The organism is Nocardioides sp. JQ2195, assembly GCF_012272695.1.
Classification (GTDB): domain Bacteria; phylum Actinomycetota; class Actinomycetes; order Propionibacteriales; family Nocardioidaceae; genus Nocardioides.
The window spans coordinates 2,376,608-2,401,188 of record NZ_CP050902.1; the positions used below are offsets into that span (position 1 = coordinate 2,376,608).

Consider the following 24,581-nt stretch of genomic DNA (forward strand, 5'->3'; position numbering starts at 1 on the left):
CCACAGGACCATGTGTCGTCTGTTCGGCTACGTCACCGATGCGCCCCACTCCGTTGCCGATCTCCTCGGCGACGAAGGGCTGGCCGCCTTCACCTCGCTGACCGCAGTCCACTCCGACGGCTGGGGCATGGCCTGGCAGACACCGGAGGGAACCCGCTGCTCGAGCTCGCCACGCTCGGCGGACATCGACGAGACCTACCGCATGCTCGTCGAGGAGCCGTTGTCCCATGCGGGGCTGGTGCACCTGCGTTGGGCGACCGGCGGGATCGACGTCGGCCCGAGGAACACGCATCCCTTCCTCGAGGACGGCGCCGCCTTCGCCCACAACGGCCATGTCTCCCCCATCGCCGAGCTCGAGGCCCTGCTCACGCCGGAGACCCGTGCGAAGCTGCGGGGCGACACCGACAGCGAGCGCTACTTCCACTTCGTCCACCAGAGCGTCGAGGAGCACGGGGACGAGGCCGAGGGTGTCACCCGGGCCCTGGCGACGTTGATCAAGAAGTTTCCGCGCTGCAGCCTCAACGCGCTGATGCTCACCCCGACGCACATGTTCGCCATCCACATCAACTCCCGTGCCGACTCGCCCATGCGGGCGCTGCGCGCGATGTTCGACGACGAGGACGACATTCCGCCGCGACACACGACGGAGTACTTCGCGATGGACTACCGGGAGAGCGATGCCGGGCTGGAGATCGTCTCCAGCGGCCTCGACCAGCCGGGGTGGACGCCGGTGCCCGAGGACACTGCGGTGATGGTCGACCTGTCGACCCGCGAGATCACCCGGCTCGACCCGATCGCGACGCTCGACGTCGACGACAGCTGACGTCCCGGGCCCCTGCCGCGTCATCCACACGGTGTCCCCTCCCACGGACACCCCTCAACCCTGCGCCGGGTACGGCGACTGGGCGAGCAGACCGGCCAGGTGAGCCGCATGGGCGGCCAGTGTGGCGGTGGTCCCAGCCGTCTGCTCCGGGGTCGGCGACTTGTCCTTGTAGTCGACCCCCTGCATGGCCTCGCCGACCCAGTAGGTCACCGCACTGGCCGGCAGCGTGAAGCCGACGTCGATCAGCGCTTGGGCCAGCTCAGCGGTGACGTGATGGGCGCCGTCCTCGTTGCCGACGACCGCGATCCCGGCCACCTTGCCGAAGGTGAGCATCCGGCCCTGGTCGTCGGTCTCGGACAGCTCGGCGTCGAGGCGCTCCAGCACCATCTTGCAGACCGCGGAGGGTTGTCCGAGCCAGATCGGCGTGGCGAGCACGAGGATGTCGGCATCCAGCATCTTCCGGCGCAGTGCGGGCCAGGCGTCGCCGTCGCCCTCGTCGGTGCTCACCCCGAAACGTACGTCGTGGTCGACGACGCGCTCGATCGTGCCCGTCACCCCGTGCTCACCGAGGGCGGCGAGCACCTGCGAACCGAGCAGCTCGGCGCTCGACTCCGCCGGCGACTTCTTGAGGGTGCAGTTCAGGACCAGACAGGTCAGTTCAGTCATGCCGTCTGGTACCCAGCCGGAGGTCGGTCATGCCGGGGGGCCTGCACACCGAGCCACCGCTCCGGGCCGTCGTTCACTCCAGGATTCGGTCCATCGCGACCTGCAGGTGCAGCTGCTGGAGCCTGTCCAGCTGCGAGTCCGCACGGTCCAGGAGGCCCTGCACGTGCCGTGGATCGATCCTCCCGTCGTGCTCGGCCAGCTCGCGCAGCAGCTGCCACCCGATCCGCTTGGCGGAGACCGCGTCACGGAGGGCCTCCAGCTCCAGGACGTCGGTCAGGGGTGAACGACTGATCACGCGGCCGTTCGGCTTGAACCGGCCGACCCACTCTCCGGCACGGGCGACCAGCGCCCCCGTGCGAGATGGCGGGAAGCCCAACGACACCATGATGCGACGCAACGACTCGCGGTCGTCGTTGACCTCGCGCGCAATGTCGCGGACCTGGGCGGCCGCCTCCCGGTCCGGAAGCGTGCGCGCCACCCGGTCGAAGAAGGCGACTCCTCCCGTCGCCCCTGTCCAGTGGTGCTGCAGGTGTCCCTCGAGGACCTCACTGTTCATGACTCCCCCTCGAGTCGGCTGGGGAACCGCTCCCAGACCCGGTGCGAGCCAAGGAGCTCCTGCACCTGGGGCAGGAGGGAGGGCGCGTCGTCACCACTGAGCACCCCGGGGCTCCCGTCGACGCCGCACGCCACCAGGACGTCCTCTCCGGCGCCCCACGCGCCGATCGCCTTGGCCTGGCGCCAGCACTCCTCGACCAGCAGGGTGACTCTCGGGTCGGGCCGCTGATCGGCATCAGCACCGGCCTTGGCATCCCGGGCAGGGATGGCGTCAGGTGCTGCCGCCGGGTTCCCCGCGAGCAGCAGTGCGTCGAACTCGAGCGAGCGCCCGGTGGCGAAGGTCCGGTCGACGACCACGCCGCCGACCTCTCCACCGCGGGCTGCGATCACCAGGGGCACCATCCCGGCCTCGGTGATCGACTCGACGAGCCCGGTGAGGTCCTCCGGGTGGTCGACGTCGGCGACGATGCCGACCTTGCGTCCGTCGACCGGCCAGGTCTCGCCGACCTGGGTCAGTGCCGACGACGCGGTGACCTCGGCCAGGGCCTCCTCCGGCTCGGGCACCGGGAGGCCGAGGGCCGTTGCCACCTCACGGCACAGCACCGGGTCGATCTGGGCCAGGCACTGCACCTGGCGCTCCCTGACCGCCGGGTCGTGACACTTGCCGAGCTCGAAGCTGTAGGCGCCGATGATGTGCTCCTTCTCCGGGGCACTCATGCTCGACCAGAAGAGGCGAGCCTGGCTGAAGTGGTCGTCGAACGACTCGGCGAGCTCACGGTTCTTCACCGACTCGGGGATCCTCACCGGCGCGTCCGTGAAGGGGCGGTCGTCGTCGGTGGCCATGAACGGGCACCCACCGTCGAGGGAGCTCGGGTGGTAGGGCGCGATCCCCGTGTGGTCGCCCTGCTGGGCGAAGCCGTCACGCAACATGTCGTTGACGGGCGCGTGCGGACGGTTGATCGGCAGCTGCGCGAAGTTGGGTCCCCCGAGGCGGGTGATCTGGGTGTCGATGTAGGAGAACAACCGCCCCTGCAGCAGCGGGTCGTCGGTCACGTCGATGCCGGGTGGCAGGTGGCCGGGGTGGAAGGCGACCTGCTCGGTCTCCGCGAAGTAGTTGGTGGGATTCGCGTTCAGGGTCAAGCGACCGATCGCCTGCACCTCGGCGAGCTCCTCGGGCACGAACTTGGTGGGGTCGAGCAGGTCGATCCCCTCGAAGACCTGTTCCTCGTTGTCGGGGAACACCTGGATCCCCAGCTCCCACTCGGGAAAGCTGCCGGCCTCGATCGCGTCGGCCAGGTCTCGACGGTGGAAGTCCGGGTCGCCACCGGCGGCCAGCTGGGCCTCCTCCCAGGTCAGCGAGTGCACGCCGAGCGCCGGCTTCCAGTGGAACTTCACCAGCGACGTGTCGCCGTCGGCGTTGGTCAGTCGGAAGGTGTGGATGCCGAAGCCCTCCATCATGCGGAAGGACCGCGGGATGCCGCGATCACCCATGAACCAGATCGTGTGGTTCTGCGCCTCCGTGTGCAGCGAGACGAAGTCCCAGAAGGTGTCGTGGGCGCTCTGCGCCTGCGGGATCTCACGGTCGGGATGCGGCTTCGCGGCGTGGACCACGTCGGGGAACTTGATGGCGTCCTGGATGAAGAACACCGGGATGTTGTTGCCGACGAGGTCGAAGGTGCCCTCGTCGGTGTAGAACTTGGTGGCGAAGCCACGGGTGTCACGCACCGTGTCGGCCGATCCACGGGAGCCGACGACGGTGGAGAACCGGGTGAACACCGGCGTACGCCGTCCCTTCTCGAGGAACGCTGCACGGGTCACCGCAGCTGCGGTCCCATAGCCCTCGAACACCCCGTGGGCGGCCGCGCCGCGCGCATGGACCACGCGTTCCGGGATGCGCTCGTGGTCGAAGTGGGTGATCTTCTCGCGCAGGTGGTGGTCCTGGAGCAGGACCGGCCCGCGGGCACCCGCCTTGAGGGAGTGGTCGGTGTCGCGGAGACGAGCGCCGTTCGCGGTCGTGAGGAGCTCGCCCTGCTGACCACGTGCTGTCGGATCGGCTCCCTCCGTGGCCCCGGTCGGGGTGCGTGGGTCAGGTGAGCCCTGTGCCTCGGTGCGGGCGGTGGGGTTGCCGGCCGGTTGGGCGCGCTGGCGATCGGATGTCATCGAAGCCTCCTGGTCTGGGGACGACTCCGGTACCCGTCTCGGCGGGATGCACCACAGCTCCCCAGTAGATTGGCGCCCGTGAACGGATCCACTCCGGCCCTGGTGCTGATCGACATGCAGGTCGCGTTCTTCGCCTCCGGCCCCCTCGAGTCCCGGACGAACGCCCTGGTGGAGCAGTGCAACGCCCTCCAACGCTGGGCGTTCGAACAGGAGATGCCGGTGATCCGGGTGCGCACCGAGCACCTGCCGGACCGGTCGACCTGGACACTCAGCATGCTCGAGGACGACCAGGGCTTCCTGATCGCCGGGGACGACGACGCCCAGCTCGTCGATGGCCTGGCCGTCGACGGCGGCACCGAGGTCGTCAAGACCCGCGACAGCGCCTTCCACCACACCGGGTTCAGCGATCTCCTGCGCGAGCGCGACGTCGACCTGCTGGTGCTCTCCGGGGTCTCGACCCACACGTGCGTGGCCGCGACCGCCGGCGACGCCTACGCCCACAACCTGCACGTGGTCTTTGCCGAGGACGCCATCGCCTCTCACCGTCCCGAGCTCCACCGACCGACGCTCGAGGTGATGTGCGAGGAGTTCAGGTTCCGCAGCCTCTCGACCGCCGAGATCACCGACGGCTCCGGGCCCGACCTCACGGCACGCCCCGTCTGACCGGCGACCCGCGCCCGGGGCGCGGCATCAGGATGCCGGCGCTGGGTACACGCCACGCATGCAGACCTCGCAGCCGGCAGACCCGACCACCCGACAGCTGACGTTCGGCGACGTGGCCATCGTCTACGACAACCGTGTCCTGGCGCCGCGACCGTGGACGGCCGCGCAGTCGGCCTGGGCCACGGAGGCCGCCGACGAGGTCCCCTCCGGCCCGATCCTCGAGCTGTGCGCCGGGGTGGGGCATATCGGCCTGCTGGCGATGAAGAGCACCGGCCGACGTGGTGTCCTCGTGGACATCGATCCCGTGGCCTGCGAGTTCGGTCGCGGCAATGCCGCCGTCGCGGGGCTCTCCGAGCTCGTCGAGGTGCGCCAGCGCCCGGTGGTCGACTGTCTCGACTCGGGCGAGCGTTTCCCGCTGGTGATCGCCGATCCCCCATGGGTGCCCAGCCAGCACGTCGGGCGCTTCCCGGAGGACCCGGAGCTGGCGATCGATGGTGGAACGGACGGACTGACGCTGGCCCGCGCCTGCGTGAGCACCATCGACCAGTGCCTGCACCCCGACGGGGCAGCCGTCGTGCAGCTCGGCACCGTGGCGCAGGCCGACGACCTCGGGGACTGGATGGCGGATGAGCGGATCGACTTGGCCACCACCGAGGTGCGCACCTTCGGTGAGAGCGGAGTCCTGATGCTGTTGGGCCGGCCTGCCTGACCTGCTCCCGGGATGACCCGGTCAGTCGACGACGATCGCGACTGATCAGCCCGGCACTGGGTACCTCTGCCGCACACACTCCCGGGAGGTGGTCCCATGCAGTTGCCCGCACCGCGCGGCCCGCTCAGCCAGCAGGTGGCACATGTCCTTGCCGACCGAGCCATGGATGCGCCGGTCGTCACCGCACTCCCCCTCCAGGACGACGACCTCCTCGTCAACGAGGACGTCCAGCTGGCCCTGTGGATGCTCTTCGAGCTGCACTACCGGGGCTTCGACGACGTCGACCCCGACCTCGAGTGGGATCCCCTGCTGATCCACTCGCGCACGATGCTGGAGGCGTGCCTCGAGCAGACCCTGCGCCGCCTCACCGCCGACGACGTACGCCGCGCAGCGTCGAGCGCGGGCGACCTGCCCGAGCAGCTGAACCACCTGATCGACGAGCTGGACGGTGGCTCCCTGGCGTCGCACCTGCAGCGCCACGCCACCGAGGAGCAGTTCGCCGACTTCCTGCGCCAGCGCAGCGTCTACCAGCTCAAGGAGTCGGACCCGCAGAGCTTCGTGCTGCCCCGGCTCGACGGGCCGGCGAAGGCGGCGCTCGCCGAGCTGCAGTACGACGAGTACGGCGCCGGGCGACCCGAGCGGCTGCATGCCACCATGTTCGCCCGCGCCATGGAGGCGATCGGGCTGGACAGCGCCTACGGAGCCCACGTTGACGAGGCCAGCGCCATCACCCTGGCGGTCAACAACGTGATGTCGATGTTCGCACTGCGACGACGACTGCGCGGTGCCGCCCTCGGGCACCTGGCCGCCTTCGAGGCCACCAGCTCGGCCCCCTGCCGACGCATCGTCTCCGGCATCGAACGCCTCGGCCTGCCCGAGGTGACCGCCGCCTACTTCGACGAGCACGTCGAGGCTGACGCGGTGCACGAGCAGCTCGCGATCCGCAACATCTGCGGCACCTTGGTCGAAGCCGAGCCCGAGCTCGCGGACGACGTGCTGTTCGGTGCGGCCAGCTGCCTGAGACTGGACGGGCTGGCCGGCGCGGCGCTGGTCGACATGTGGAGCCGGCCGGCTCCCCGACACCTGGTCGGGGTCCAGGCATGACGGGCGCCGCGGCAGGCCCCGGGGCAGGCACAGGTGACCCCGGCGTTCAGGCCGGTCCGTCGTCCGCTCACGCCGGTCAGGCCGGTCGGACCAGTCAGACCAGTCAGACCGATCCGGCAGGTCGGACCAGTCAGACCCGGCAGACCGGACCGGTCGGTCAGGAGGTGCGCACGCAGGACTGCCCGGGCGGACCGCTGCTCGTGCGCGGCGCGGCCTCGTGGGTCGGCCAGGACGGCGAGGAGCACCCGGTCACCCGACCCGTCGTGGCGGTGTGCCGCTGCGAGCGGTCGCAACGGCAGCCGTGGTGCGACGGCACGCACAAGTTCGTCACTCCCCGGGCCTCGGCACAGACGAGCAGCTGAATCAGCGGTGGCGGCCGACGAGGCCGTCCCTGCTCCGCCTGGGCCCACGTCATGCGGGCCTCGACGCAGGCATGCGGCTCCACGCACGCACGCACGGGTCGCGGGGCCGGACGCACACACGGCCGCCGCCTCCGGCGCACGTGCTGCGTACGGGCCCTCGACGCACGAGCGGCCCCACGCCTCCGGCGCACGTGCGGCGTACGGGGCTCTCGACGCACGAGCGGGCGGCGGGCTGGCCGCAGCCGGACGGGCGACGGCTGCGGGTCAGGGATGCAGCGGCGGCATCCGGCTGCCCGCTCGCGCGGGCATTCCGCTGAGCACGGCCTCCAGGGCGTCGGCCGCGGTGTGCTGCGGCGACCACGCGAGGTCTCGCACCGCGCGGTCGGTCGCCATCAGCGGGAGCTGCATCACGGCGTCGAGCAGGTTGCCGGGAACCGGCAGGGCGCGGGCGCGCCACGCAGCCTGCAGTCCGGCGCTCGCCAACCGGGCAGGAACCTCCACGGTCCGTGCCCCGAACAGCTCCCCGAGCTCTTCACGAGCGATCACTCCGTCACCGGCGAGGTTGAACGCTCCACTGACGTCGGTGGTGGCCACGGCGGCCAGGGCCCGGCCCACGTCGCCGGCGTGGACCGCCTGCAACCGCAGGCCCGCCGGCACCGGCAGCACCGGGATCCGCCGCCGGTCGAGCAGGCTCGGCCGGGCCAACGCCCCGCCGAAGATGCGCCGCTGCTCACTGGCAGCGGAGCGCTGGAACACGAAGGCCGGGCGAACCCGGACCAGTCGCACCTCGGGATGGGCGAGGGCGAACGCGTCGAGAGCCCGCTCGACGTACGCCTTCTCGCGGCAGTACGCCGCCGGCGAGGCACCGTCGGTGTCCCAGGTTTCGTCGACCGGGTGGTCGTGGTCGACCGGGGAGTAGGCCGCAACCGACGAGACGCACACGACGGCCGGTACACCGGCCCGGGCCACGGCGGCGAGCAGACGGCGGGTGCCGACTGCGTTGGTCGCCCAGGTGACCTCGGGCCGGTGCGTGGGTTGGAACTTCCAGGCGAGGTGCACGACTGCGTCGGCTCCCTCGACCACGGGTGTGAGGTCGTCGGTCGCGACATCGGCCGCACGCCACTCCACGGACGTGTCGACGGTCTGTCCCATGCCCTCGGGACGCCTCCGGGCAACACCGACCACGTCCTCTCCACCCCCGGCGGAGAGGACGCGGACGGTGGCGCTGCCGAGGTTTCCGGTGGCGCCGGTGACGACGACCTTCACTGCATCTCCTCGACCTACGAGAAGATGCTGACGCCACCAGGGCCGACGAGCAGGCCGACGATGATCAGCACTGCTCCCCACAGGACTTGTCCACGCACCAGCGCAACGATGCCGCTGATGACCAGGATGGCGGCGATGATCAGCAGGATGACTGTCATGTGATCCCTCCATGTCTGCGGCCGGACCCAGTGTCCGCCGCGCGCCGCCCGGTACCCAACGGATCGAAGTTCATCCGTGCCGACTGCTCACGCGCCTTGCGGGTACTGCGCGGGGACAACGATCTCGAGGAGGAATCCATGAAGGCCGTCACGTGGCAGGGCAAGCGCGACATGCGGGTCGAGGAGGTCCCCGACCCGGGCATCATCGACCCCGACGACATCATCGTCGAGATCACCTCGACCGGGCTGTGTGGCTCCGACCTGCACCTCTATGAGGTGCTGACCGCGTTCATGACCCCGGGCGACGTCGTCGGGCACGAGCCCATGGGCACCGTCGTCGAGGTCGGCCCGGAGGTGCGCGAGCTGGCTGTCGGCGACCGTGTCGTCGTGCCGTTCAACATCAGCTGTGGCACGTGCTGGATGTGCCAGCACCACCTGCACTCGCAGTGCGAGACCACGCAGAACCGCGACCAGGGCACGGGTGCCAGCCTGTTCGGCTACAGCAAGCTCTACGGGCAGGTGCCCGGTGGGCAGGCCGAGTACCTCCGGGTGCCGTTCGGCAACCAGCTCCCGATCAAGGTCCCGCACGGCCCCTCCGATGATCGGTTCCTCTATCTCTCCGACGTCCTGCCCACGGCGTGGCAGGCCCTGCAGTACGCCGACCCGGCCCCCGAGAGCACCGTGCTGGTCCTGGGCGCCGGTCCCATCGGCGACATGGCCACCCGCTTCGCCCTCGACGCCGGCCACCGGGTGCTGACCGTCGACCGTGTCCCGGAACGCCTGGCCCGCGTCGGCGCGCGCGGCGCGGAGACGATCGACCTGAGCTCCGGGGATGTCGGCGAACAGGTGCGCGAGCTGACCGACGGACGCGGCGCCGACGCCGTGGTCGAGGCAGTGGGCATGGAGGCCCACGGCTCTCCCGTCGTAGAGGGGATGACCAAGGCGATCTCCCGGATGCCGAGTGCCGTGGCCGAGCCGATGATGCGCAAGGCCGGCATCGACCGGATGGCGGCGCTGAACACCGCCTTCGACGCCGTACGCCGCGGCGGAACGATCTCGATCGCTGGCGTCTACGGCGGCGCGGTGGACCCGATTCCGCTGCTGCAGCTCTTCGACAAGCAGGTCCAGTTGCGCATGGGCCAGGCCAACGTGCGCGCGTGGACCGAGGACCTGATGCCGTTCCTCGACGGGCCCGACGACCCGCTGGGGGTCGAGAGCTTCGCGACCCACCACCTCCCCTTGTCGGAGGCGCCCGAGGCCTACCGCACCTTCCAGGCCAAGGACGACGGCATGGTCAAGGTCGTCTTCAACCCGTGACGGGATCCACCGACCGAGAAGGGTGACGCCCGTGATGCGGATGCTGGTCCTCGGAGTGACGGCGCTGCTGCTGTGCTCCGGTTGCAGCAACGGCCAGGAGGACGACGTACGAGATCGTGCTGCTGGCTTCGAGGCAGCCCTGGACCACGCCGACTGGTCCAGGGCCTGCCAGCACCTCGCCCCGCCGACCCGCGCCGAGCTCGCGGACTCCGGCGGGGGCTCGTGCGCCAAGGGACTCTCCGGCGAGGAGCTGGACCCACCGGGTCGGCTCGACACCGTGCAGGTCTTCGGCACCACGGCCCAGGTGAGCTTCGCCCACGACACCCTGTTCCTCAGCCGCTTCGGCGACGGGTGGCGCGTCGTCGCCGCCGGATGCACGCCCCGCAAGGACAAGCCCTACGACTGCTCGGTCCAGGGAGGTTGAGGATGCGCCTCATGTTCGTCGCCTACCTGTGCGTGATCATCGCCGGGTTGGCCATCACCCTGGTCACCGCCCTCCAACACCAGTAGCCCTCATCGGGAGGTTGCCCATGCGTCGGTTCATCAAGGAGAACTCGCTCAGTCTCGTCTTCGGCCTGCTGTTCATCCTGGCCCTGGTCGGTCAGGCGCTGGCCGGCTGGCACCAGTTCAACGACCAGCAGCTGGGCGAGGGCTACCACCAGATCACTCTGGGTCGCTATCTCCTGTCGGCGGACTTCGCCGTGGACGTGACGGAGAACTGGCAGAGCGAGTACCTCCAGTTCCTGCTCTACATCACGGCCACCGTGTGGTTCCTGCAGAAGGGCTCACCGGAGTCCAAGGAGCTCGGGAAGGCAGGGCTCGAGTCCGACGAGGACCAGATGGTGGGCCCACACGCCAAGGACGACTCACCGCGCTGGGCCCGTGTCGGCGGCGTGCGCACCGCGCTCTACTCGTGGTCGTTGTCCTTGGTCATGGCGACCATCTTCCTGGCCTCGTGGCTGGTCCAGTCCGTTGCCGGGTGGGCGGCCTACAACGAGACTCGCGTGGGGCAGCTGCGTGACCCGATCTCGTGGCCTGCCTATCTGGCGAACGCCGACTTCTGGGCCCGGACGCTGCAGAACTGGCAGTCGGAGCTCCTGGCGGTGGGCTCGATGGCGGTCCTGGCCATCTACCTGCGCCAGCGGGGCTCACCGGAGAGCAAGCCCGTCGGGGCGCCGCACGGCGCCACCGGGTTGGAGGGCTGAGCCGGCCCCCGGAGCCGGCGAGGCGGTCTCCCCCGTCGCGCCCGAGCGGGGCGGGCGCTCAGTTGCCCGGCCAGTCCCCGGTGACCCGCTGGAAGGCCCGGGCGCCGCCACGATCCACCAGGGCCCGGACGACGGCGTAGATGGCGCCCTGCACCACCGCGGCCATGAGGACCTCGCGCAGGCCGTACTCGCTCTCGAGGGCCTTCGGCGGATCCTGGTCCTCGCCGCGCGAGAGGCGGCCCCACACCCAGCGGAAGACCATGCTCGCGGTGAGCCCGGCCGCCATGGAGGCGACCAGGCCGACCGGACGGTAGAGGATCTTCGCGGACGTCGTGCCTGGTTCTTCCTTGCTCATGACGGACCTCCCGTTGGTGTGTGTCACTCACATCTGTCGGCCCATGAGGTACCCACCGGGCGGCTCCTCACCCGCTCCCGCACGCACTGTGCCGGGCCCGGGAGCCGTCGGAGGTGACCGCTCACTGGACGGGTCTGGAGTGGCGCTCGGCTTCTGCCTAGGCTCGTGGTTTCATCGATCGCCAGGAGAAGAGATGACCTACCGTCCCGAGACCGTCGCCGTCCACGCCGGTCAGGAGGAAGCCGACCCGACCACGAACAGCCGGGCGGTGCCGATCTACCAGACCACGTCCTACGTCTTCAACGACACCGAGCACGCGGCGAACCTCTTCAGCCTCGCCGAGCCGGGCAACATCTACACCCGCATCATGAACCCCACGCAGGACGTCTTCGAGCAGCGGATGACCCAGCTCGAGGGCGGCGTCGCCTCGCTCGCCGTGGCCAGCGGCTCGACCGCCACGACGTACGCCGTGCTCAACCTGACCAACGCCGGCGACAACATCGTTGCGATGTCGACCCTGTACGGCGGCACCTACGCGCTGTTCGCGCACACCCTGCCGCAGTTCGGCATCGAGGTGCGCTTCGTCGACCCGGAGAAGCCGGAGGACCTCGCTGAGGTCGTCGACGACAAGACCCGCCTGGTCTTCGGCGAGACGGTCGGCAACCCCAAGATCAACGTCGTCGACATCCCGGCGTGGTCCGAGGCCGCGCACGCGCAGGGCCTCCCGTTGATCATCGACAACACCGCCCCGACGCCGTACCTGGTGCGCGCGATCGACCAGGGTGCCGACGTCGTGGTGCACGCCGCGACCAAGTTCATCGGTGGCCACGGCACCTCCATCGGCGGTGTCATCGTCGACTCCGGCAAGTTCGACTGGGCGGGCAACTCCGACCGGTTCCCGGGCCTCACCAAGCCGGACCCGGCCTACCACGGCGTGGTGTGGACCGACGCGGCCGGCCCGGCGGCGTACATCATCCGGGCCCGCACCGTGCTGCTGCGCAACACCGGAGCGGCCACCACCCCGATGAACTCGTGGTTGTTCCTCCAGGGCCTCGAGACCCTGCACCTGCGGATGGAACGGCACAGCTCCAACGCGCTGGCCGTCGCCGAGTTCCTGCAGGGCCACGACGCCGTGTCGTGGGTCAGCTACCCGGGCTTGGCGGACAGCGCCCACAAGGAGGTGCACGACCGCATCGGCACCGGGAAGGGCTACGGCGGCCTGCTGAGCTTCGGCCTGAAGTCCGGCCGGGAGGGCGGCAAGAAGTTCATCGAGTCGCTGGGCCTGTTCAGCCACCTGGCCAACATCGGTGACGCGAAGTCGCTGGCGATCCACAACGCCACCACGACGCACAGCCAGCTGGAGCCCGAGGAGCTCGAGGCGGCCGGCGTCCCCGAGGACATGGTGCGCCTCTCGATCGGCATCGAGAACGTCGAGGACATCATCGCGGACCTGGAGCAGGCGCTCCTGGCCAGCAAGTGAGTCGAGCCCTGACGAGACCACGCTGATCCGAGCGGTGAACACCTGATGGCGAGCGGCACGCTCGGCCACGTCGAGCAACAGCGGGTCGTCCTGGCCAGTCCGGACGACCCGCTGCGCCTGCGTGGCGGCGGTCGGCTCGACCACGTCGAGATCGCCTACGAGACCTACGGCGAGCTGTCGCCGGAGCGCGACAACGCGGTCTTCATCTGTCACGCCCTGACCGGCAACGCCCACGCCGCGGGGCTGCACGTGGGTGAGAAGAAGCGCGGTTGGTGGGACAACCTGATCGGGCCCGGCAAGCCGGTCGACACGAACCGCTTCTTCGTCATCTCCCCCAACCTGCTCGGTGGCTGCTCCGGCAGCACCGGCCCGTTGTCGAACGACCCGGCCACCGGGGCGCCGTACTGCCTCGACTTCCCGATCCTGCACATGACCGACCTGGTCGCTGCCCACCGGCGTCTCACCGCCCACCTGGGCATCGAGAAGCTGTACGCCGCCGTCGGCGGGTCGCTCGGCGGGATGCAGGTGCTGCAGTGGGCGATCGATGACCCGGAGGCGATCGACCGGGCCGTCGTGGTGGCCGCGTCGTCGCGCCTGACGCCGGAGAACATCGCGTTCTCCACGATCGGGCGCGAGGCGATCATGTCCGATCCCGACTTCTGCAACGGCCGCTACATCGAGCAGGGCGTCTTCCCGTGGCGCGGGCAGAAGGTCGCCCGGATGATCGGGCACGTCACCTACGTCTCCGCCCAGTCGCTGGACGCCAAGTTCGGCCACCGGCGCACGTCCCGGGGCGATGACTGGACACTGCAACCCGACTACGAGGTGGAGCACTACCTCCAGCACCAGGGCAAGGTCTTCCTCGACCGCTTCGATGCGTTGTCCTACCTCTACCTCACTCGGTTGCTCGACTACTTCGACCCGTTCGGTGACCCTTGGACGGCCGACGCCCTGGGCACGACGCGCACCCGTTTCCAGGTGACCTCCTTCGACACCGACTGGCGCTTCGACACTGCGCAGTCGGTGCGGATGGCCACCGAGCTGGAGAAGCTCGGCGTGCAGGTCGACCGGGCAGAGCTGTCCTCCCCGTTCGGGCACGACTCGTTCCTGCTCCAGCCTCCGGGCTACCACGAGCGCATCGCCGCGTTCCTCGCCTGACGCGAGGACGGCCGGCGAGGGGGTTGATCCCGGCCGCGGCCGGGAGCAGGGTGGAGTCAGACGATCCCACCGAGGAGGAACCGATGAGCTCCCTCGACCAGCTGCCCGTCCTCGTACGCCTGACCCGGCGCCTCGAGGACGCCGAAGCACTCGACGGCCCCGTCCATGCACTCGAGCCCAAGGTTCGCCGGCTGTTCGGCTCTGGCGCGCGCGGCCGGGTGCTCCGCGGTGACTGGCTGGGCCACGCCCTCCATCCCCTGCTCACGGACTTCGTGATCGGCTCGTGGACGTCGGCCACCGTGCTCGACGTCGTCGGTCGCGGCCGATGGCCCGACGCCGCCCGGACCCTGGTCGGCACCGGTCTCGTGGTGGTCGGCCCGACCGCGTGGACCGGCTGGGCCGAGTGGTCGGAGGCGGGCCCGACCGACAAGCGGGTCGGCTTCGTGCACGCGGTCAGCAACGGGGTCGCGATCGGCCTCTATGCCTCGTCCTGGATCGCCCGCCGCAGGGGCAACCAGCGCGCTGGTGCACGACGAGCGCTGGCCGGAGCAGCCGTGGCGAGTGCGGCCGGCTTCCTGGGCGGTCACCTGGCCGTGGCCCGCAAGGTCGGCAGCCGTCACCCGGAGTTCGACGCGCCAGACCTGCCCTGACGCTGCCAGTGATCGGCCGGGTGCAGCGAGGTCAGCAGCACCCCGCCCCTCACGACCTGAGCACCTTCTCCAGTGCCTTCCCCCTCGCCAGCTCGTCAACGAGCTTGTCGAGGTAGCGGATCTTCTGCATCAGCGGGTCCTCGATGTCCTCGACCCGAACGCCGCAGACGACTCCCTTGACGAGCGTGACGTTCGGATTGAGCGAAGCGTCGTCGAAGAAGTCCGCAAAGCTCGTCCCGGCGTCCAGGTGGCGTTGCAGGGCCTGCTCGTCGAAGCCGGTCAGCCACTCGATCACCTGGTGGAGCTCGGCCTTCGTGCGGCCCTTGCGCTCCACCTTGGCGACGTAGTGGGGATGGACGGAGGCGACGCTCGTCGCGAAGATCTTGTGCACGACCCCGAGCCTATCGGGGACAGGGCTCCGGGCTCACGGCTCGGGGCTCACGGCTCCGGGCTCAGGGCTCAGGGCTCGATCGAGCGTTCCTCACTGCCGTGGCCGGGCTCGAGGCCGGCCGCGTCAGACACCCGCAGCGGCGTGAACTCACCGCCGTGCTCGGCATGCAGCACACGCGTGGCCAGGTTGACGTGGTCGCCTCCCACGTCCAGGAGCGAGATGCGCTCGAGGACCATCCGGTTCGGGCAGTCGGCCAGCAGGGGGACGCCGTGCTCGTGGCTCGTGACCTCCAGACCGGCGAACTTGTCGGCGTCCTCACCGGTGACGGTGCCGAACCGCTCCGCCAGGTCCCGTCGGTGGGCAGGCAGGAAGTGCAGCCCGAAGTGGGTGGCGCGCAACCCGACCCGATAGGTGTGGTTCGCCTTCGACAACCAGAAGCAGTAGTGCTCCGGATCGATGCTGGACTGGCTGTGGAAACCGACCAGGCATCCCGCACGCACGCCCTCGACAGCGGTGGTGACCACGACCAGGGCCGGATCGACCGCGGCCATCAGTCGATCGAACGCGTCGTCCATCGGTTTCCTCTCGTCGCGGTGCAGGTGAGCGGTTCACCCTCCAGCCTAGGCACCACCGCTCCGCCGCGCCGTCGGTCACGGCGCTGAATGGCACACTCGTCGGTGGGTACTCGGAGGTGACTCGGTCGGGAGGTGTGCTGTGGGAGGCGCCAGGAACGTGGCGACGTCCGTGCGTGAGCTCTGGGGCTGCTACCCACTCATCCCGGTCGCCATCAAGGCGGCCCTGGCCGCGGCCCTGGCGTGGTTGGTCGTGCAACCGCTGGGTGGGCCGGCCGACGACTACTCCTACTACGCACCGCTCGGGGCCGTGGTGGTGGTCTCGTCCCGGCTGACCGAGTCCTTGCGGTCGTCGATGGAGACGGTCCTGGCGATCGCCATGGGGGCCACCCTGGCCGTTGCTGCCCGGTGGGCGCCCCTGCCTGAGGTCGTGGGCATCGGGCTGGTGGTGGGCATCGGGACGCTCCTGGGCGCGTGGAAGCGCGTCGGCTCCATGGCCAGCTGGGTGCCGATCTCGGCACTGTTCATCCTGATCGTCGGCGGCCCCCAACCCGCTCCCTACGTGCTCTCCTACCTGGGCCTGACCGCGCTGGGCGCGGTGGTGGGGGTGGTCGTCAACATGCTGGCACCCCCGATGCCGATGATTGCGACGCGCAACGTCCAGAAGGCGCTGCGTGACCTGTTGGCCGACCAGCTGGACGGCCTCGCGGACGGTCTCGAGCGGGATCCGCTGCCGACCAAGGACGAGTGGCGCATCGGTGAGTCCGAGATCGCGGACAAGACCCAGAGGGCCCAGGAGCTGATGGAGCAGGTGTCCAGCGCCTCACGGATGAACTGGCGCGTCCGATGGAGTCGCAGTGCCGCCGACCAGCAGGACCGCCAGAATCGCGCCCTGAACCACCTCTCCTTCCTGGTGCAGGAGATGACCACCCTGCTGGCGCACCAGGAGAACGCTGACCGCTCGCTGGTGGCCCTGGGCCCGACCCTGCGTCCGCCTGCGGTGCACACCTTCCGTACGGCGGCCGACGCCCTGCGCTCCGTCGACTCCACCGTCGCGGGAGACGAGGAGCTCGCGGCGGCGCACCGGGCCGCGGACGAGTTCGCCGATGCGATCAGGCAGCAGCAGGACGGTAGCAACGGCGAGACCTTCGCCGCCGGCGGCCTGGTCACTGCCATCCGTCGGGTGCTCGCCTCCGTCACCGCCGAGGAGGAGTCACAACCGGTGAGCGAGTCCTGAGCGGTCCTGGTCACTCCTGGACGAACGCGGCTACTCCCGGGCGGACCTGGTTACTCCGGGGCGAACGCGGCTACTCCTGGTCGGTCAGGGGTCATGGCGGCGCGCTGGCTGGGTACCGCGACCAGCATGACTGAGAGCCCGAGCTATGACCCGCAGACGCGTCCCAACGTCGGCCCCGGCGTGACCGAACCCCCGGCCGAACCCCCGGAGACCGATCCCCCGACAGACCCCGGTGGCCCCGGCACGCTCCCGGGCGGCACGCCCGACCCGGACCCGGCAGCCGTCCCGGACCCCACCTCCCCCGACGATCCCGAGCACGGCGTCCCGCAGGACCCGCTGCCCGAGGGAACGCAGCTGGAGAATGCCGAGTCCTCGCTCGACCAACCCTCCGAGGACACGGAGTGATCCGCCGGACCGGCTCTCCTCCCGGATCGCGGAGCCGGTGACGAAGAGCCGGTGGCCAAGACACGGTGACCAGAAGTCGGTGACGAGGAGAGGTCCATGAAGAAGGTCGAGCCCCGGGCAGCGGGAGCCACCCGTCGGGTGGTGGTCGTGACGGGTGCATCGGGAGGAATCGGCCGCGCCAGTGCCCGCATGTTCGCCGAGCGCGGGGACCGGGTCGCGCTGCTGGCCCGCGGCTCGGCGGGTCTCGAGGCTGCTGCGCAGGACGTCCTGGCCCGCGGCGGGATCCCACTTCCGATCCCCGTGGACACCTCCGACCACGAGGCCCTCGACGCGGCCGCCCAGCGCGTCGAGGACGAGCTCGGTCCGATCGACGTGTGGGTCAACGACGCGTTCACCTCCGTCTTCGCCAGGTTCGTCGACATCACTCCCGAGGAGTACCGCCGCGTCACCGAGGTCACCTACCTCGGCTTCGTGAACGGCACCCGAAGCGCGCTCAAGCGAATGCTCCCGCGGGACCGGGGCGTCATCGTGCAGGTCGGCTCCGCGCTGAGCCACCGCGGGATTCCGCTGCAGTCCGCCTACTGCGGCGCCAAGCACGCCCTGTGGGGATTCCACGAGTCCCTGCTCACCGAGCTGCGCCACGACCACAGCAACGTGCGCGTGACCTCGGTCCAGATGCCCGGAGTCAACACCCCGCAGTTCACCTGGGTCCTCTCCAAGCTGCCGAAGCAGGCCCAGCCGGTGCCACCCATCTACGATCCGGACGTGGCAGCCCGCGGCGTGCTCCACGCCGCCGACCACCCCGAGCGGCGGGCCTACTGGGTCGGCATCGCGACGGTGGGCACGATCGTGGCGAACCGCCTCGCCGGCGGACTGATGGACCGATACCTCGCCCGCACCGGCTTCGCGTCGCAGCAGACCCCGGACGACAAGCCCGCAGACCAACCGAGCAACCTGTGGCAACCCGCCGACGGCGAGGGCGGGCACGACTTCGGCGCCCGGGGCCCGTTCCGCGGACGGGCACACGCGCACTCACCGCAGCAGTGGTCCTCCCAGCACCGCTCCTCGCTCCTCGCCGCCGGGGCGCTCGGCGCAGCCACGGCCGGAGCGTTGGTGGCACGGAGGGCCGGATGAGACCCCGTCCGCGATGGTTGCCGCACCGCCGGACCGATCCGACGACGAAGGGACCTCGATGACCACCACCGTTGCCGACCAGCTGTTGGCGCGCCTCAGGGAATGGGGCGTCGAGCAGGTCTTCGGCTACCCCGGGGACGGCATCAACGGCATCCTCGGCGCCTTCTCCGCGGCCGACGACCGGCCACGGTTCATCCAGTCCAGGCACGAGGAGATGAGCGCCTTCGAAGCGGTCGGCTTCGCCAAGTTCAGTGGCCGCCCCGGTGTCTGCATGGCCACCTCGGGACCCGGCGCCATCCACCTGCTCAACGGGCTGTACGACGCGAAGCTCGACCATGTGCCGGTCGTGGCCATCGTCGGCCAGACGGCCCGGAGCGCGATGGGCGGCAGCTACCAGCAGGAGGTCGACCTGCTCTCGCTCTTCAAGGACGTCGCGAGCGACTACGTGCAGGTGGTGACCGTGCCCGAGCAGCTCCCGAACGTGCTCGACCGGGCGATCCGGACCGCGATGGCGCGCCGGGCACCGACCGCGATCATCGTCCCCGCCGACGTCCAGGAGCTGGAGTACTCCCCGCCCGGGCACGAGTTCAAGATGGTGCCGTCGAGCCTCGGCGTCCAGCGCGGCACGGTCCGGGCCGACTCCCTCGAGCTCCGGCGCGCCGCCGAGATCCTCAATGCCGGCGAGAAGGTCGCTCTCCTCGTCGGCCAGGGAGCCCGTGGCGCCGTACCCGAGGTGACCCAGGTGGTGGACCTGCTCGGTGCGGGGGCAGCGAAGGCCCTGTTGGGCAAGGACGTGCTCAGCGACGAGCTGCCCTGGGTGACCGGGTCGATCGGTCTCCTCGGCACCCGGCCCAGCTACGAGATGATGCAGGAGTGCGACACCCTGCTCATGGTCGGGTCGAACTTCCCCTACACCCAGTTCCTGCCCGAGCTCGACCAGGCGCGTGCCATCCAGGTCGACATCGACGGGGCGATGATCGGGATGCGCTATCCCTTCGAGGTCAACCTCGTCGGTGATGCGGCGGCCACCCTGGGCGCCCTCGTCCCGCTGCTGGAGCGGAAGACCGATCGGTCGTGGCAGGAGTCGATCGCCGACCGGGTGACCGACTGGTGGGAGACGATGGACGCCGAGTCAGGCGTCCCGGCGGACCCGATCAACCCGATGCGGATCTTCACTGAGTTCTCCTCCCGGGCACCGGCCGATGCCATCGTCACCTCCGACAGCGGGTCAGCCGCGAACTGGTATGCCCGCCAGGTCCGGATGCGCGGCGAGATGCGCGGCTCGCTCTCCGGCACCCTCGCCTCGATGGGCCCGGCCGTTCCGTATGCGATCGGCGCCAAGTTCGCCCACCCTGACCGGCCGGCGATCGCCTTCGAGGGTGACGGCGCCATGCAGATGAACGGACTGGCGGAGCTGATCACCATCCGGCGCTACTGGCAGGAGTGGGCCGACCCACGGCTCGTGGTCGCCGTGCTGCACAACAACGACCTGAACCAGGTGACCTGGGAGCTGCGGGCGATGGGTGGGACGCCGAAGTTCGTCGAGTCCCAAGCGCTGCCCGACGTCTCCTACGCCGACTTCGCCGCCTCGATCGGCCTCGGCGCCATCACGGTCACCGATCCTGACGCGCTGGCGGACGCCTGGACGACGGCGTTGGCAGCCGACCGGCCGTTCGTGCTGGACGTGCACTGCGACGGCGACGTACCGCCGATCCCCCCGCACGCCACGCTCGACCAGATGACGGCCACCGCGAAGGCGATGATCAAGGGCGACGCCAGCCGCTGGGGCGTGATGAAGGAGGGCATCAGGACGAAGCTGCAGGAGGCGCTGCCGCACGGCAGTGACGACTGACAACCACCTGCCCTGCCCCGGGCCCGTGTGCTCGGCGGTGCGCCCGGGGGTGCGCCCGCGCGTGTGCCCGCCCGCGGGACAGTCACGTATGAATCCGAGAGGTTCGGCTACCGCCCGGTCATGACTCGGACACGCAGCACGGTGAAGGGCAAGCCGCTGAGCAGGGCCGAGGTGCGTGACATCGACGCCTGGTGGCGGGCCGCGAACTATCTGTCCGTGGGCCAGATCTACCTGATGGACAACCCGTTGCTCCGGGAGGAGCTCCGACCCGAGCACGTGAAGCCACGCCTGCTCGGCCACTGGGGCACCACCCCCGGGCTCACCTTCCTCTACGCCCACCTCAACCGCGCGATCACGGCCCGCGACCTCGACACGCTCTACATCGCCGGCCCCGGGCACGGTGGCCCGGCGATGGTGGCCTCGGCCTGGCTGGAGGGCACCTACTCCGAGGTCTACCCGGAGATCGGCCGTGACCTCGACGGCATGCAGCGACTCTTCAAGCAGTTCTCCTTCCCCGGCGGCATCCCCAGCCACGTCGCCCCGGAGACGCCGGGCTCAATCCACGAGGGTGGCGAGCTCGGCTACTCCCTGGCGCACGCCTACGGGGCGGCCTTCGACAACCCCGACCTGGTCGTCGCGGCCGTCGTCGGGGACGGTGAGGCGGAGTCCGGGCCGTTGGCGGCCAGCTGGCACTCCACCAAGTTCGTCGACCCGCGCCGGGACGGTGCGGTGCTCCCGATCCTCCACCTCAACGGCTACAAGATCGCGAACCCCACGGTCCTGGCCCGGATCCCGGAGGACGAGCTGCTGTCCCTGCTGCGCGGCTACGGCCACACGCCGTACGTCGTCGAGGGTGACGATCCCGCCTCCATGCACCAAGCCTTCGCCGCCACCCTCGACCACTGCCTGGACGAGATCGGCGACATCCAGGCGGAAGCCCGCTCGGCCAAGCGCAGGCCGGCTGCTCGCCGCGCTTGGCCGATGATCGTGCTGCGCAGCCCCAAGGGGTGGACCGGGCCGAAGCAGGTCGACGGGAAGCAGGTGGAGGGCTCGTGGCGCTCGCACCAGGTGCCCTTCGCCAACGCTCGTGAGGACGACGACCACCGCAGGGTCCTCGAGAAGTGGCTGCGCAGCTATCGTCCCGAGGAGCTCTTCGACGACGAGGGCCGCCCGGTCCGGGCCGTCGCCGACCTGCACCCGCCCGGCGAGCGCCGGATGAGCGCGAACCCGCACGCGAACGGCGGCGTGCTCACCCGGAGCCTGGTGCTGCCGGACTTCCGCGAGCACGCCGTCGCCGTGGAACAGCCCGGGACCGGGAGCGTCGAGGCCACCCGGGTCCTGGGCGGGTGGCTGCGCGACGTGATGGCGGCCAACGGTGACCAGTTCCGGATGATGGCGCCCGACGAGCACAGCTCCAACCGGTTGCAGGACGTGCTCGAGGTGACCGATCGGACCTGGAACGCCGAGATCCTCCCCGGGGACGACCACCTGGCCGTCGACGGGCGGGTGATGGAGACGCTGTCGGAGCACATGTGCCAAGGGTGGTTGGAGGGCTACCTCCTGACCGGCCGGCACGGGTTGTTCTCCTGCTACGAGGCGTTCGTCCACATCATCGACTCGATGTTCAACCAGCACGCCAAGTGGCTCAAGACCACCAACGACATCGACTGGCGGCGCCCGATCCCGTCGCTCAACTACCTGCTGACCTCACACGTGTGGCGCCAGGACCACAACGGCTTCTCCCACCAGGACCCCGGCTTCATCGACCACGTGGTCAACAAGAAGGCGGACGTGATCCGCGTCTACCTGCCGCCGGACGCGAACACCCTCCTGTCGGTGGCCGACCACTGCCTGCGCTCCCGGCAGTACGTGAACGTGATCGTGGCCGGCAAGCAACCCGCCCTGCAGTACCTCCCGATGGACCAGGCGATCACCCATGCCACCAAGGGCATCGGCATCTGGGAGTGGGCCGGCACCGAGCCGCGGGACGCCACCGAGCCGGACGTGGTGATCGGCTGCGCCGGTGACGTGCCGACGATGGAGGCGCTGGCAGCAGTCTCGATCCTGCGCGAGCACTTCCCCGACCTGCGGACCAGGTTTGTCAACGTGGTGGACCTGATGCGGTTGCAGCACGAGAGCGAGCACCCGCACGGTCTCTCCGATGCCGACTTCGACTCACTGTTCACGACGGACCGTCCGGTGATCTTCGCCTACCACGGCTACCCGTGGCTGATCCACCGGTTGACCTACAACCGGGCCAACCACGAGAACTTCCACGTCCGCGGCTACGTCGAGGAGGGCACCACGACGACGCCGTTCGACATGACGGTGCTCAACGGGATCGACCGCTTCGACCTGGCCATCGACGTGATCGACCGGGTGCCGCGACTGCGCGCCACGGCGGGCGCCGTCCGGGATCGCCTGAAGAGCAAGCTGGTCGAGCACCGCACGTGGGTGCGCACCCACGGGGAGGACCTGCCCGAGGTCCGGGACTGGGAGTTCAGCAGGGCGCCCGGCCCGGTGGAGCAGACCTCACAGTTCGCCCGAGAGGCACCGGAGGGCTGACCGCGACCCGATCACGGGAGCAGCTGAGCGACCGGGACGCTCAGGAGGTGGCGAGCGACCCCTCGGACGTCCGGTGCACGAAGCCGTCGGCGAGCGCGAAGGACAGGGCTCGCTCGAAGCGACCCTTCTCCCAGTAGGGGGCACCGACGAGTGCGGCCAGCTCGTCCGGCGACTGCGGTCCGTTCGCGCGCAGTGCCTTCACTATCTGCCTCTCCTCGTGGGCGACCCCTCGGTCGCGACTGCCTTCCGTGGTCGGCTTGGGCGGGGGCATGGGCATGGTTCTCTCCTTCTGTTCAGGCGTCCGCTCTCGAGGCGTCCTCGGCCGTCAGCGGCTGGGCGATGCTCTCGAGGGACTGCCCCTCGGCTCGCACCCCGAGGAACGCCTCGACGATTCCGCCACCGATCATCAACGCGGCGCCGATGAAGTATCCGAGCGCGATCTTGGTGATGTCACCGCTGCTGGCGGCACTCTCGATCAGTGCCCCGAACAGCAGGGGTCCGCTGATGCCACCGGCCGCCGTGCCGATTGCGTAGAAGAACGCGATGCACAGCGCCCGGGTCTCCATCGGGAAGACCTCGCTCGCGGTGAGGTACGCCGCACTGGCGCCGGCCGAGGCGAAGAAGAAGATGATCGCTCCGATGACGGTCAGGGAGACGGCCGTGACCTGGCCGAGGAAGATGCCCGCTCCGGCGAGCAGCACCCCGGACAGGATGTAGGTGCCCGAGATCATCCGCACCCGGCCCACCCGGTCGAAGAGGGGGCTGAGGGCCAGCGCGCCGATGAAGTTGCTGGCCGCGAAGATCGCGAGGTACCACCCGGTCTGCTTCACACCGAGGAACGTGGTGAGGGTGTCGCCGTAGGTGAAGAAGAAGGCGTTGTAGAGGAAGGCCTGACCGACGAAGAGGGAGAAGCAGAGGATGGTGCGTTTGGGATAGAGCTTGAAGACGGTGTGGGCGATCTCCGCGATCCCGATGGTGCGTCGCTGCCGGATGGTGATCGTCTCGTCCACGTCGTGGAGCTCGCGCCCGGACTCCTCCCGGACCCGGCCCTCGATGCCCTCCACGATGCGCTTGGCCTCGTCCTCACGTCCGTGGATGAACAGCCACCGCGGGCTCTCGGGCACGTTGCGACGTACGACGAGGATGCCCAGGGCCAGGACCGCGCCGAGCCCGAAGGCCAGCCGCCAGCCCCACGCCGGGTCGACGAGGGTGGGGTCGAGCAGCGGGATGGTGAGCAGCGAGCCTCCAGCAGCACCGATCCAGAAGGACCCGTTGATCGCGACGTCGACGCGTCCGCGGTACGCCGCCGGGATCAGCTCGTCGATCGCGGAGTTGATCGCGGCGTACTCGCCACCGATCCCGGTGCCGGTGAGGAAGCGAGCCGCGAAGTACCACAACGGGTTCATCGAGAACGCGGTGAGCACCGTGGCGACGGTGTAGACGCCGAGCGTGATCAGGAAGAGCTTCTTGCGGCCGAACCGGTCGGTCAGCTGGCCGAAGAACAGGGCGCCGGTGCAGGCTCCGGCGACGTAGACCGCGCCGGCGAGGCCGACGTCGAAGTTGCTGAGCCCGAGACCGGTGCCACCTGGCTTCAGCGCCTCGGACATGGAACCGACGATGGTCACCTCGAGACCGTCGAGGATCCACACGGTGCCGAGCCCGATCACCACCATCCAGTGCCATCGAGCCCAAGGCAACCGGTCCAGCCGTGCCGGAATGTCTGTGGTGACGCGACCAAGTTCAGCAGTGGACATGCCTCGCAGGTACCCCCTGTCGGCCTGAGCATTCCTCGCG

At 69.9% G+C, this 24,581-nt stretch carries 26 protein-coding genes; 16 read left to right on the top strand and 10 right to left on the bottom strand.

Annotated elements, in window-relative coordinates; genetic code table 11:
* Positions 1-10 precede the first annotated feature (10 nt).
* A complete protein-coding gene (locus tag ncot_RS11250; protein WP_168617685.1) occupies positions 11-823 on the top strand; it encodes a class II glutamine amidotransferase in 813 nt (270 codons plus the stop codon).
* Positions 824-877: 54 nt separating this feature from the next.
* On the opposite strand, the gene ncot_RS11255 is transcribed toward ncot_RS11250, so the two are convergent.
* The 3 genes from ncot_RS11255 to ncot_RS11265 form a co-directional block, all read right to left on the bottom strand.
* Positions 878-1,489, bottom strand: coding sequence for an NAD(P)H-dependent oxidoreductase (locus tag ncot_RS11255; protein ID WP_168617686.1), 612 nt, complete (start codon positions 1,487-1,489; stop codon positions 878-880).
* 73 nt (positions 1,490-1,562) lie between these two features.
* On the bottom strand, positions 1,563-2,045 hold the full coding sequence (locus ncot_RS11260) for a hypothetical protein (protein WP_168617687.1): 483 nt from the start codon (positions 2,043-2,045) through the stop codon (positions 1,563-1,565).
* Positions 2,042-4,204: a catalase gene (locus tag ncot_RS11265; protein WP_168617688.1), complete on the bottom strand. Its 2,163-nt coding sequence runs from the start codon at positions 4,202-4,204 to the stop codon at positions 2,042-2,044. Before ncot_RS11265 ends, ncot_RS11260 begins: the two co-directional genes overlap by 4 nt.
* Positions 4,205-4,282: 78 nt before the next feature.
* Here ncot_RS11265 and ncot_RS11270 point away from each other — a divergent pair, with 78 nt between their 5' ends.
* The 4 genes from ncot_RS11270 (at position 4,283) to ncot_RS11285 (ending at position 7,042) form a co-directional block, all read left to right on the top strand.
* Positions 4,283-4,867, top strand: coding sequence for an isochorismatase family cysteine hydrolase (locus ncot_RS11270; RefSeq protein ID WP_168617689.1), 585 nt, complete (start codon positions 4,283-4,285; stop codon positions 4,865-4,867).
* Between the two features lie 58 nt (positions 4,868-4,925).
* Positions 4,926-5,576, top strand: a complete 651-nt coding sequence (locus ncot_RS11275) for a methyltransferase (RefSeq protein ID WP_168617690.1) — start codon at positions 4,926-4,928, stop codon at positions 5,574-5,576.
* 96 nt (positions 5,577-5,672) lie between these two features.
* The gene (locus ncot_RS11280; RefSeq protein ID WP_168617691.1) at positions 5,673-6,680 is read left to right on the top strand and encodes an iron-containing redox enzyme family protein; all 1,008 of its coding nucleotides are present in this window, start codon (positions 5,673-5,675) and stop codon (positions 6,678-6,680) included.
* Positions 6,681-6,844: 164 nt separating this feature from the next.
* Positions 6,845-7,042 carry a CDGSH iron-sulfur domain-containing protein gene (locus ncot_RS11285; protein WP_168617692.1) on the top strand — a complete coding sequence of 66 codons (198 nt, stop codon included), beginning with the start codon at positions 6,845-6,847 and terminating at the stop codon, positions 7,040-7,042.
* Positions 7,043-7,306: 264 nt separating this feature from the next.
* On the opposite strand, the gene ncot_RS11290 is transcribed toward ncot_RS11285, so the two are convergent.
* Positions 7,307-8,308 (bottom strand): NAD-dependent epimerase/dehydratase family protein, encoded by a 1,002-nt coding sequence (locus ncot_RS11290; protein WP_168617693.1) that lies wholly within the window; start codon positions 8,306-8,308, stop codon positions 7,307-7,309.
* Positions 8,309-8,322: 14 nt separating this feature from the next.
* Entirely contained in the window at positions 8,323-8,466 is a 144-nt protein-coding gene (locus ncot_RS11295; protein ID WP_168617694.1) for a GPGG-motif small membrane protein, read from the bottom strand.
* Between the two features lie 138 nt (positions 8,467-8,604).
* On the opposite strand from ncot_RS11295, the gene ncot_RS11300 reads away from it, so the two are divergent.
* The 3 genes from ncot_RS11300 (at position 8,605) to ncot_RS11310 (ending at position 10,988) form a co-directional block, all read left to right on the top strand.
* Entirely contained in the window at positions 8,605-9,783 is a 1,179-nt protein-coding gene (locus ncot_RS11300) for an alcohol dehydrogenase catalytic domain-containing protein (protein WP_168617695.1), read from the top strand.
* 34 nt (positions 9,784-9,817) lie between these two features.
* Positions 9,818-10,207, top strand: coding sequence for a hypothetical protein (locus tag ncot_RS11305; RefSeq protein ID WP_206065375.1), 390 nt, complete (start codon positions 9,818-9,820; stop codon positions 10,205-10,207).
* A 106-nt stretch (positions 10,208-10,313) separates the two neighbouring features.
* The gene (locus ncot_RS11310; protein ID WP_168617696.1) at positions 10,314-10,988 is read left to right on the top strand and encodes a DUF6766 family protein; all 675 of its coding nucleotides are present in this window, start codon (positions 10,314-10,316) and stop codon (positions 10,986-10,988) included.
* Positions 10,989-11,046: 58 nt separating this feature from the next.
* Here the strand turns inward: ncot_RS11310 and ncot_RS11315 are convergent, their stop codons facing one another.
* On the bottom strand, positions 11,047-11,343 hold the full coding sequence (locus ncot_RS11315; protein WP_168617697.1) for a DUF4235 domain-containing protein: 297 nt from the start codon (positions 11,341-11,343) through the stop codon (positions 11,047-11,049).
* 193 nt (positions 11,344-11,536) lie between these two features.
* On the opposite strand from ncot_RS11315, the gene ncot_RS11320 reads away from it, so the two are divergent.
* From ncot_RS11320 to ncot_RS11330, 3 genes are all read left to right on the top strand, one after another.
* Positions 11,537-12,823 carry an O-acetylhomoserine aminocarboxypropyltransferase/cysteine synthase gene (locus ncot_RS11320; RefSeq protein WP_168617698.1) on the top strand — a complete coding sequence of 429 codons (1,287 nt, stop codon included), beginning with the start codon at positions 11,537-11,539 and terminating at the stop codon, positions 12,821-12,823.
* A gap of 45 nt (positions 12,824-12,868) precedes the next feature.
* Positions 12,869-13,981, top strand: a complete 1,113-nt coding sequence (locus ncot_RS11325; RefSeq protein WP_168617699.1) for a homoserine O-acetyltransferase — start codon at positions 12,869-12,871, stop codon at positions 13,979-13,981.
* An 83-nt stretch (positions 13,982-14,064) separates the two neighbouring features.
* Positions 14,065-14,631, top strand: coding sequence for a DUF2231 domain-containing protein (locus tag ncot_RS11330; RefSeq protein ID WP_168617700.1), 567 nt, complete (start codon positions 14,065-14,067; stop codon positions 14,629-14,631).
* Positions 14,632-14,680: 49 nt separating this feature from the next.
* Here the strand turns inward: ncot_RS11330 and ncot_RS11335 are convergent, their stop codons facing one another.
* Together ncot_RS11335 and ncot_RS11340 are read right to left on the bottom strand one after the other, a co-directional pair.
* Entirely contained in the window at positions 14,681-15,022 is a 342-nt protein-coding gene (locus ncot_RS11335) for a DUF2200 domain-containing protein (protein WP_168617701.1), read from the bottom strand.
* Between the two features lie 68 nt (positions 15,023-15,090).
* Positions 15,091-15,597 (bottom strand): flavin reductase, encoded by a 507-nt coding sequence (locus ncot_RS11340; RefSeq protein WP_168617702.1) that lies wholly within the window; start codon positions 15,595-15,597, stop codon positions 15,091-15,093.
* 157 nt (positions 15,598-15,754) lie between these two features.
* Between ncot_RS11340 and ncot_RS11345 the strand changes: the two genes are divergently transcribed.
* From ncot_RS11345 to ncot_RS11365, 5 genes are all read left to right on the top strand, one after another.
* Positions 15,755-16,831 (top strand): hypothetical protein, encoded by a 1,077-nt coding sequence (locus ncot_RS11345; protein WP_168617703.1) that lies wholly within the window; start codon positions 15,755-15,757, stop codon positions 16,829-16,831.
* Between the two features lie 126 nt (positions 16,832-16,957).
* Complete coding sequence (locus ncot_RS11350) at positions 16,958-17,236, top strand: hypothetical protein (RefSeq protein ID WP_168617704.1); 279 nt, start codon at positions 16,958-16,960, stop codon at positions 17,234-17,236.
* 96 nt (positions 17,237-17,332) lie between these two features.
* Entirely contained in the window at positions 17,333-18,370 is a 1,038-nt protein-coding gene (locus ncot_RS11355; protein ID WP_168617705.1) for an SDR family oxidoreductase, read from the top strand.
* A 58-nt stretch (positions 18,371-18,428) separates the two neighbouring features.
* Entirely contained in the window at positions 18,429-20,222 is a 1,794-nt protein-coding gene (locus tag ncot_RS11360) for a thiamine pyrophosphate-requiring protein (RefSeq protein ID WP_168617706.1), read from the top strand.
* Between the two features lie 120 nt (positions 20,223-20,342).
* Positions 20,343-22,787: a phosphoketolase family protein gene (locus tag ncot_RS11365; protein ID WP_168617707.1), complete on the top strand. Its 2,445-nt coding sequence runs from the start codon at positions 20,343-20,345 to the stop codon at positions 22,785-22,787.
* A gap of 40 nt (positions 22,788-22,827) precedes the next feature.
* Here ncot_RS11365 and ncot_RS11370 read toward each other — a convergent pair whose 3' ends face one another.
* On the bottom strand, positions 22,828-23,064 hold the full coding sequence (locus tag ncot_RS11370) for a hypothetical protein (RefSeq protein WP_168617708.1): 237 nt from the start codon (positions 23,062-23,064) through the stop codon (positions 22,828-22,830).
* Positions 23,065-23,080: 16 nt separating this feature from the next.
* The gene (locus ncot_RS11375; protein ID WP_240937874.1) at positions 23,081-24,460 is read right to left on the bottom strand and encodes an MFS transporter; all 1,380 of its coding nucleotides are present in this window, start codon (positions 24,458-24,460) and stop codon (positions 23,081-23,083) included.
* Between the last annotated feature and the right edge of the window lie 121 nt (positions 24,461-24,581).

Coding starts and splice junctions, on each gene's coding strand:
- ncot_RS11315 (WP_168617697.1), bottom strand. CDS start 11,343: ATGAGCAAGGAAGAACCAGGCACGACGTCCGCGAAGATCCTCTACCGT.
- ncot_RS11300 (WP_168617695.1), top strand. CDS start 8,605: ATGAAGGCCGTCACGTGGCAGGGCAAGCGCGACATGCGGGTCGAGGAG.
- ncot_RS11310 (WP_168617696.1), top strand. CDS start 10,314: ATGCGTCGGTTCATCAAGGAGAACTCGCTCAGTCTCGTCTTCGGCCTG.
- ncot_RS11370 (WP_168617708.1), bottom strand. CDS start 23,064: ATGCCCATGCCCCCGCCCAAGCCGACCACGGAAGGCAGTCGCGACCGA.
- ncot_RS11355 (WP_168617705.1), top strand. CDS start 17,333: ATGAAGAAGGTCGAGCCCCGGGCAGCGGGAGCCACCCGTCGGGTGGTG.
- ncot_RS11275 (WP_168617690.1), top strand. CDS start 4,926: ATGCAGACCTCGCAGCCGGCAGACCCGACCACCCGACAGCTGACGTTC.
- ncot_RS11330 (WP_168617700.1), top strand. CDS start 14,065: ATGAGCTCCCTCGACCAGCTGCCCGTCCTCGTACGCCTGACCCGGCGC.
- ncot_RS11320 (WP_168617698.1), top strand. CDS start 11,537: ATGACCTACCGTCCCGAGACCGTCGCCGTCCACGCCGGTCAGGAGGAA.
- ncot_RS11365 (WP_168617707.1), top strand. CDS start 20,343: ATGACTCGGACACGCAGCACGGTGAAGGGCAAGCCGCTGAGCAGGGCC.
- ncot_RS11325 (WP_168617699.1), top strand. CDS start 12,869: ATGGCGAGCGGCACGCTCGGCCACGTCGAGCAACAGCGGGTCGTCCTG.
- ncot_RS11360 (WP_168617706.1), top strand. CDS start 18,429: ATGACCACCACCGTTGCCGACCAGCTGTTGGCGCGCCTCAGGGAATGG.
- ncot_RS11350 (WP_168617704.1), top strand. CDS start 16,958: ATGACTGAGAGCCCGAGCTATGACCCGCAGACGCGTCCCAACGTCGGC.
- ncot_RS11340 (WP_168617702.1), bottom strand. CDS start 15,597: ATGGACGACGCGTTCGATCGACTGATGGCCGCGGTCGATCCGGCCCTG.
- ncot_RS11305 (WP_206065375.1), top strand. CDS start 9,818: ATGCGGATGCTGGTCCTCGGAGTGACGGCGCTGCTGCTGTGCTCCGGT.
- ncot_RS11265 (WP_168617688.1), bottom strand. CDS start 4,204: ATGACATCCGATCGCCAGCGCGCCCAACCGGCCGGCAACCCCACCGCC.
- ncot_RS11280 (WP_168617691.1), top strand. CDS start 5,673: ATGCAGTTGCCCGCACCGCGCGGCCCGCTCAGCCAGCAGGTGGCACAT.
- ncot_RS11375 (WP_240937874.1), bottom strand. CDS start 24,460: ATGGTGGTGATCGGGCTCGGCACCGTGTGGATCCTCGACGGTCTCGAG.
- ncot_RS11295 (WP_168617694.1), bottom strand. CDS start 8,466: ATGACAGTCATCCTGCTGATCATCGCCGCCATCCTGGTCATCAGCGGC.
- ncot_RS11255 (WP_168617686.1), bottom strand. CDS start 1,489: ATGACTGAACTGACCTGTCTGGTCCTGAACTGCACCCTCAAGAAGTCG.
- ncot_RS11260 (WP_168617687.1), bottom strand. CDS start 2,045: ATGAACAGTGAGGTCCTCGAGGGACACCTGCAGCACCACTGGACAGGG.
- ncot_RS11250 (WP_168617685.1), top strand. CDS start 11: ATGTGTCGTCTGTTCGGCTACGTCACCGATGCGCCCCACTCCGTTGCC.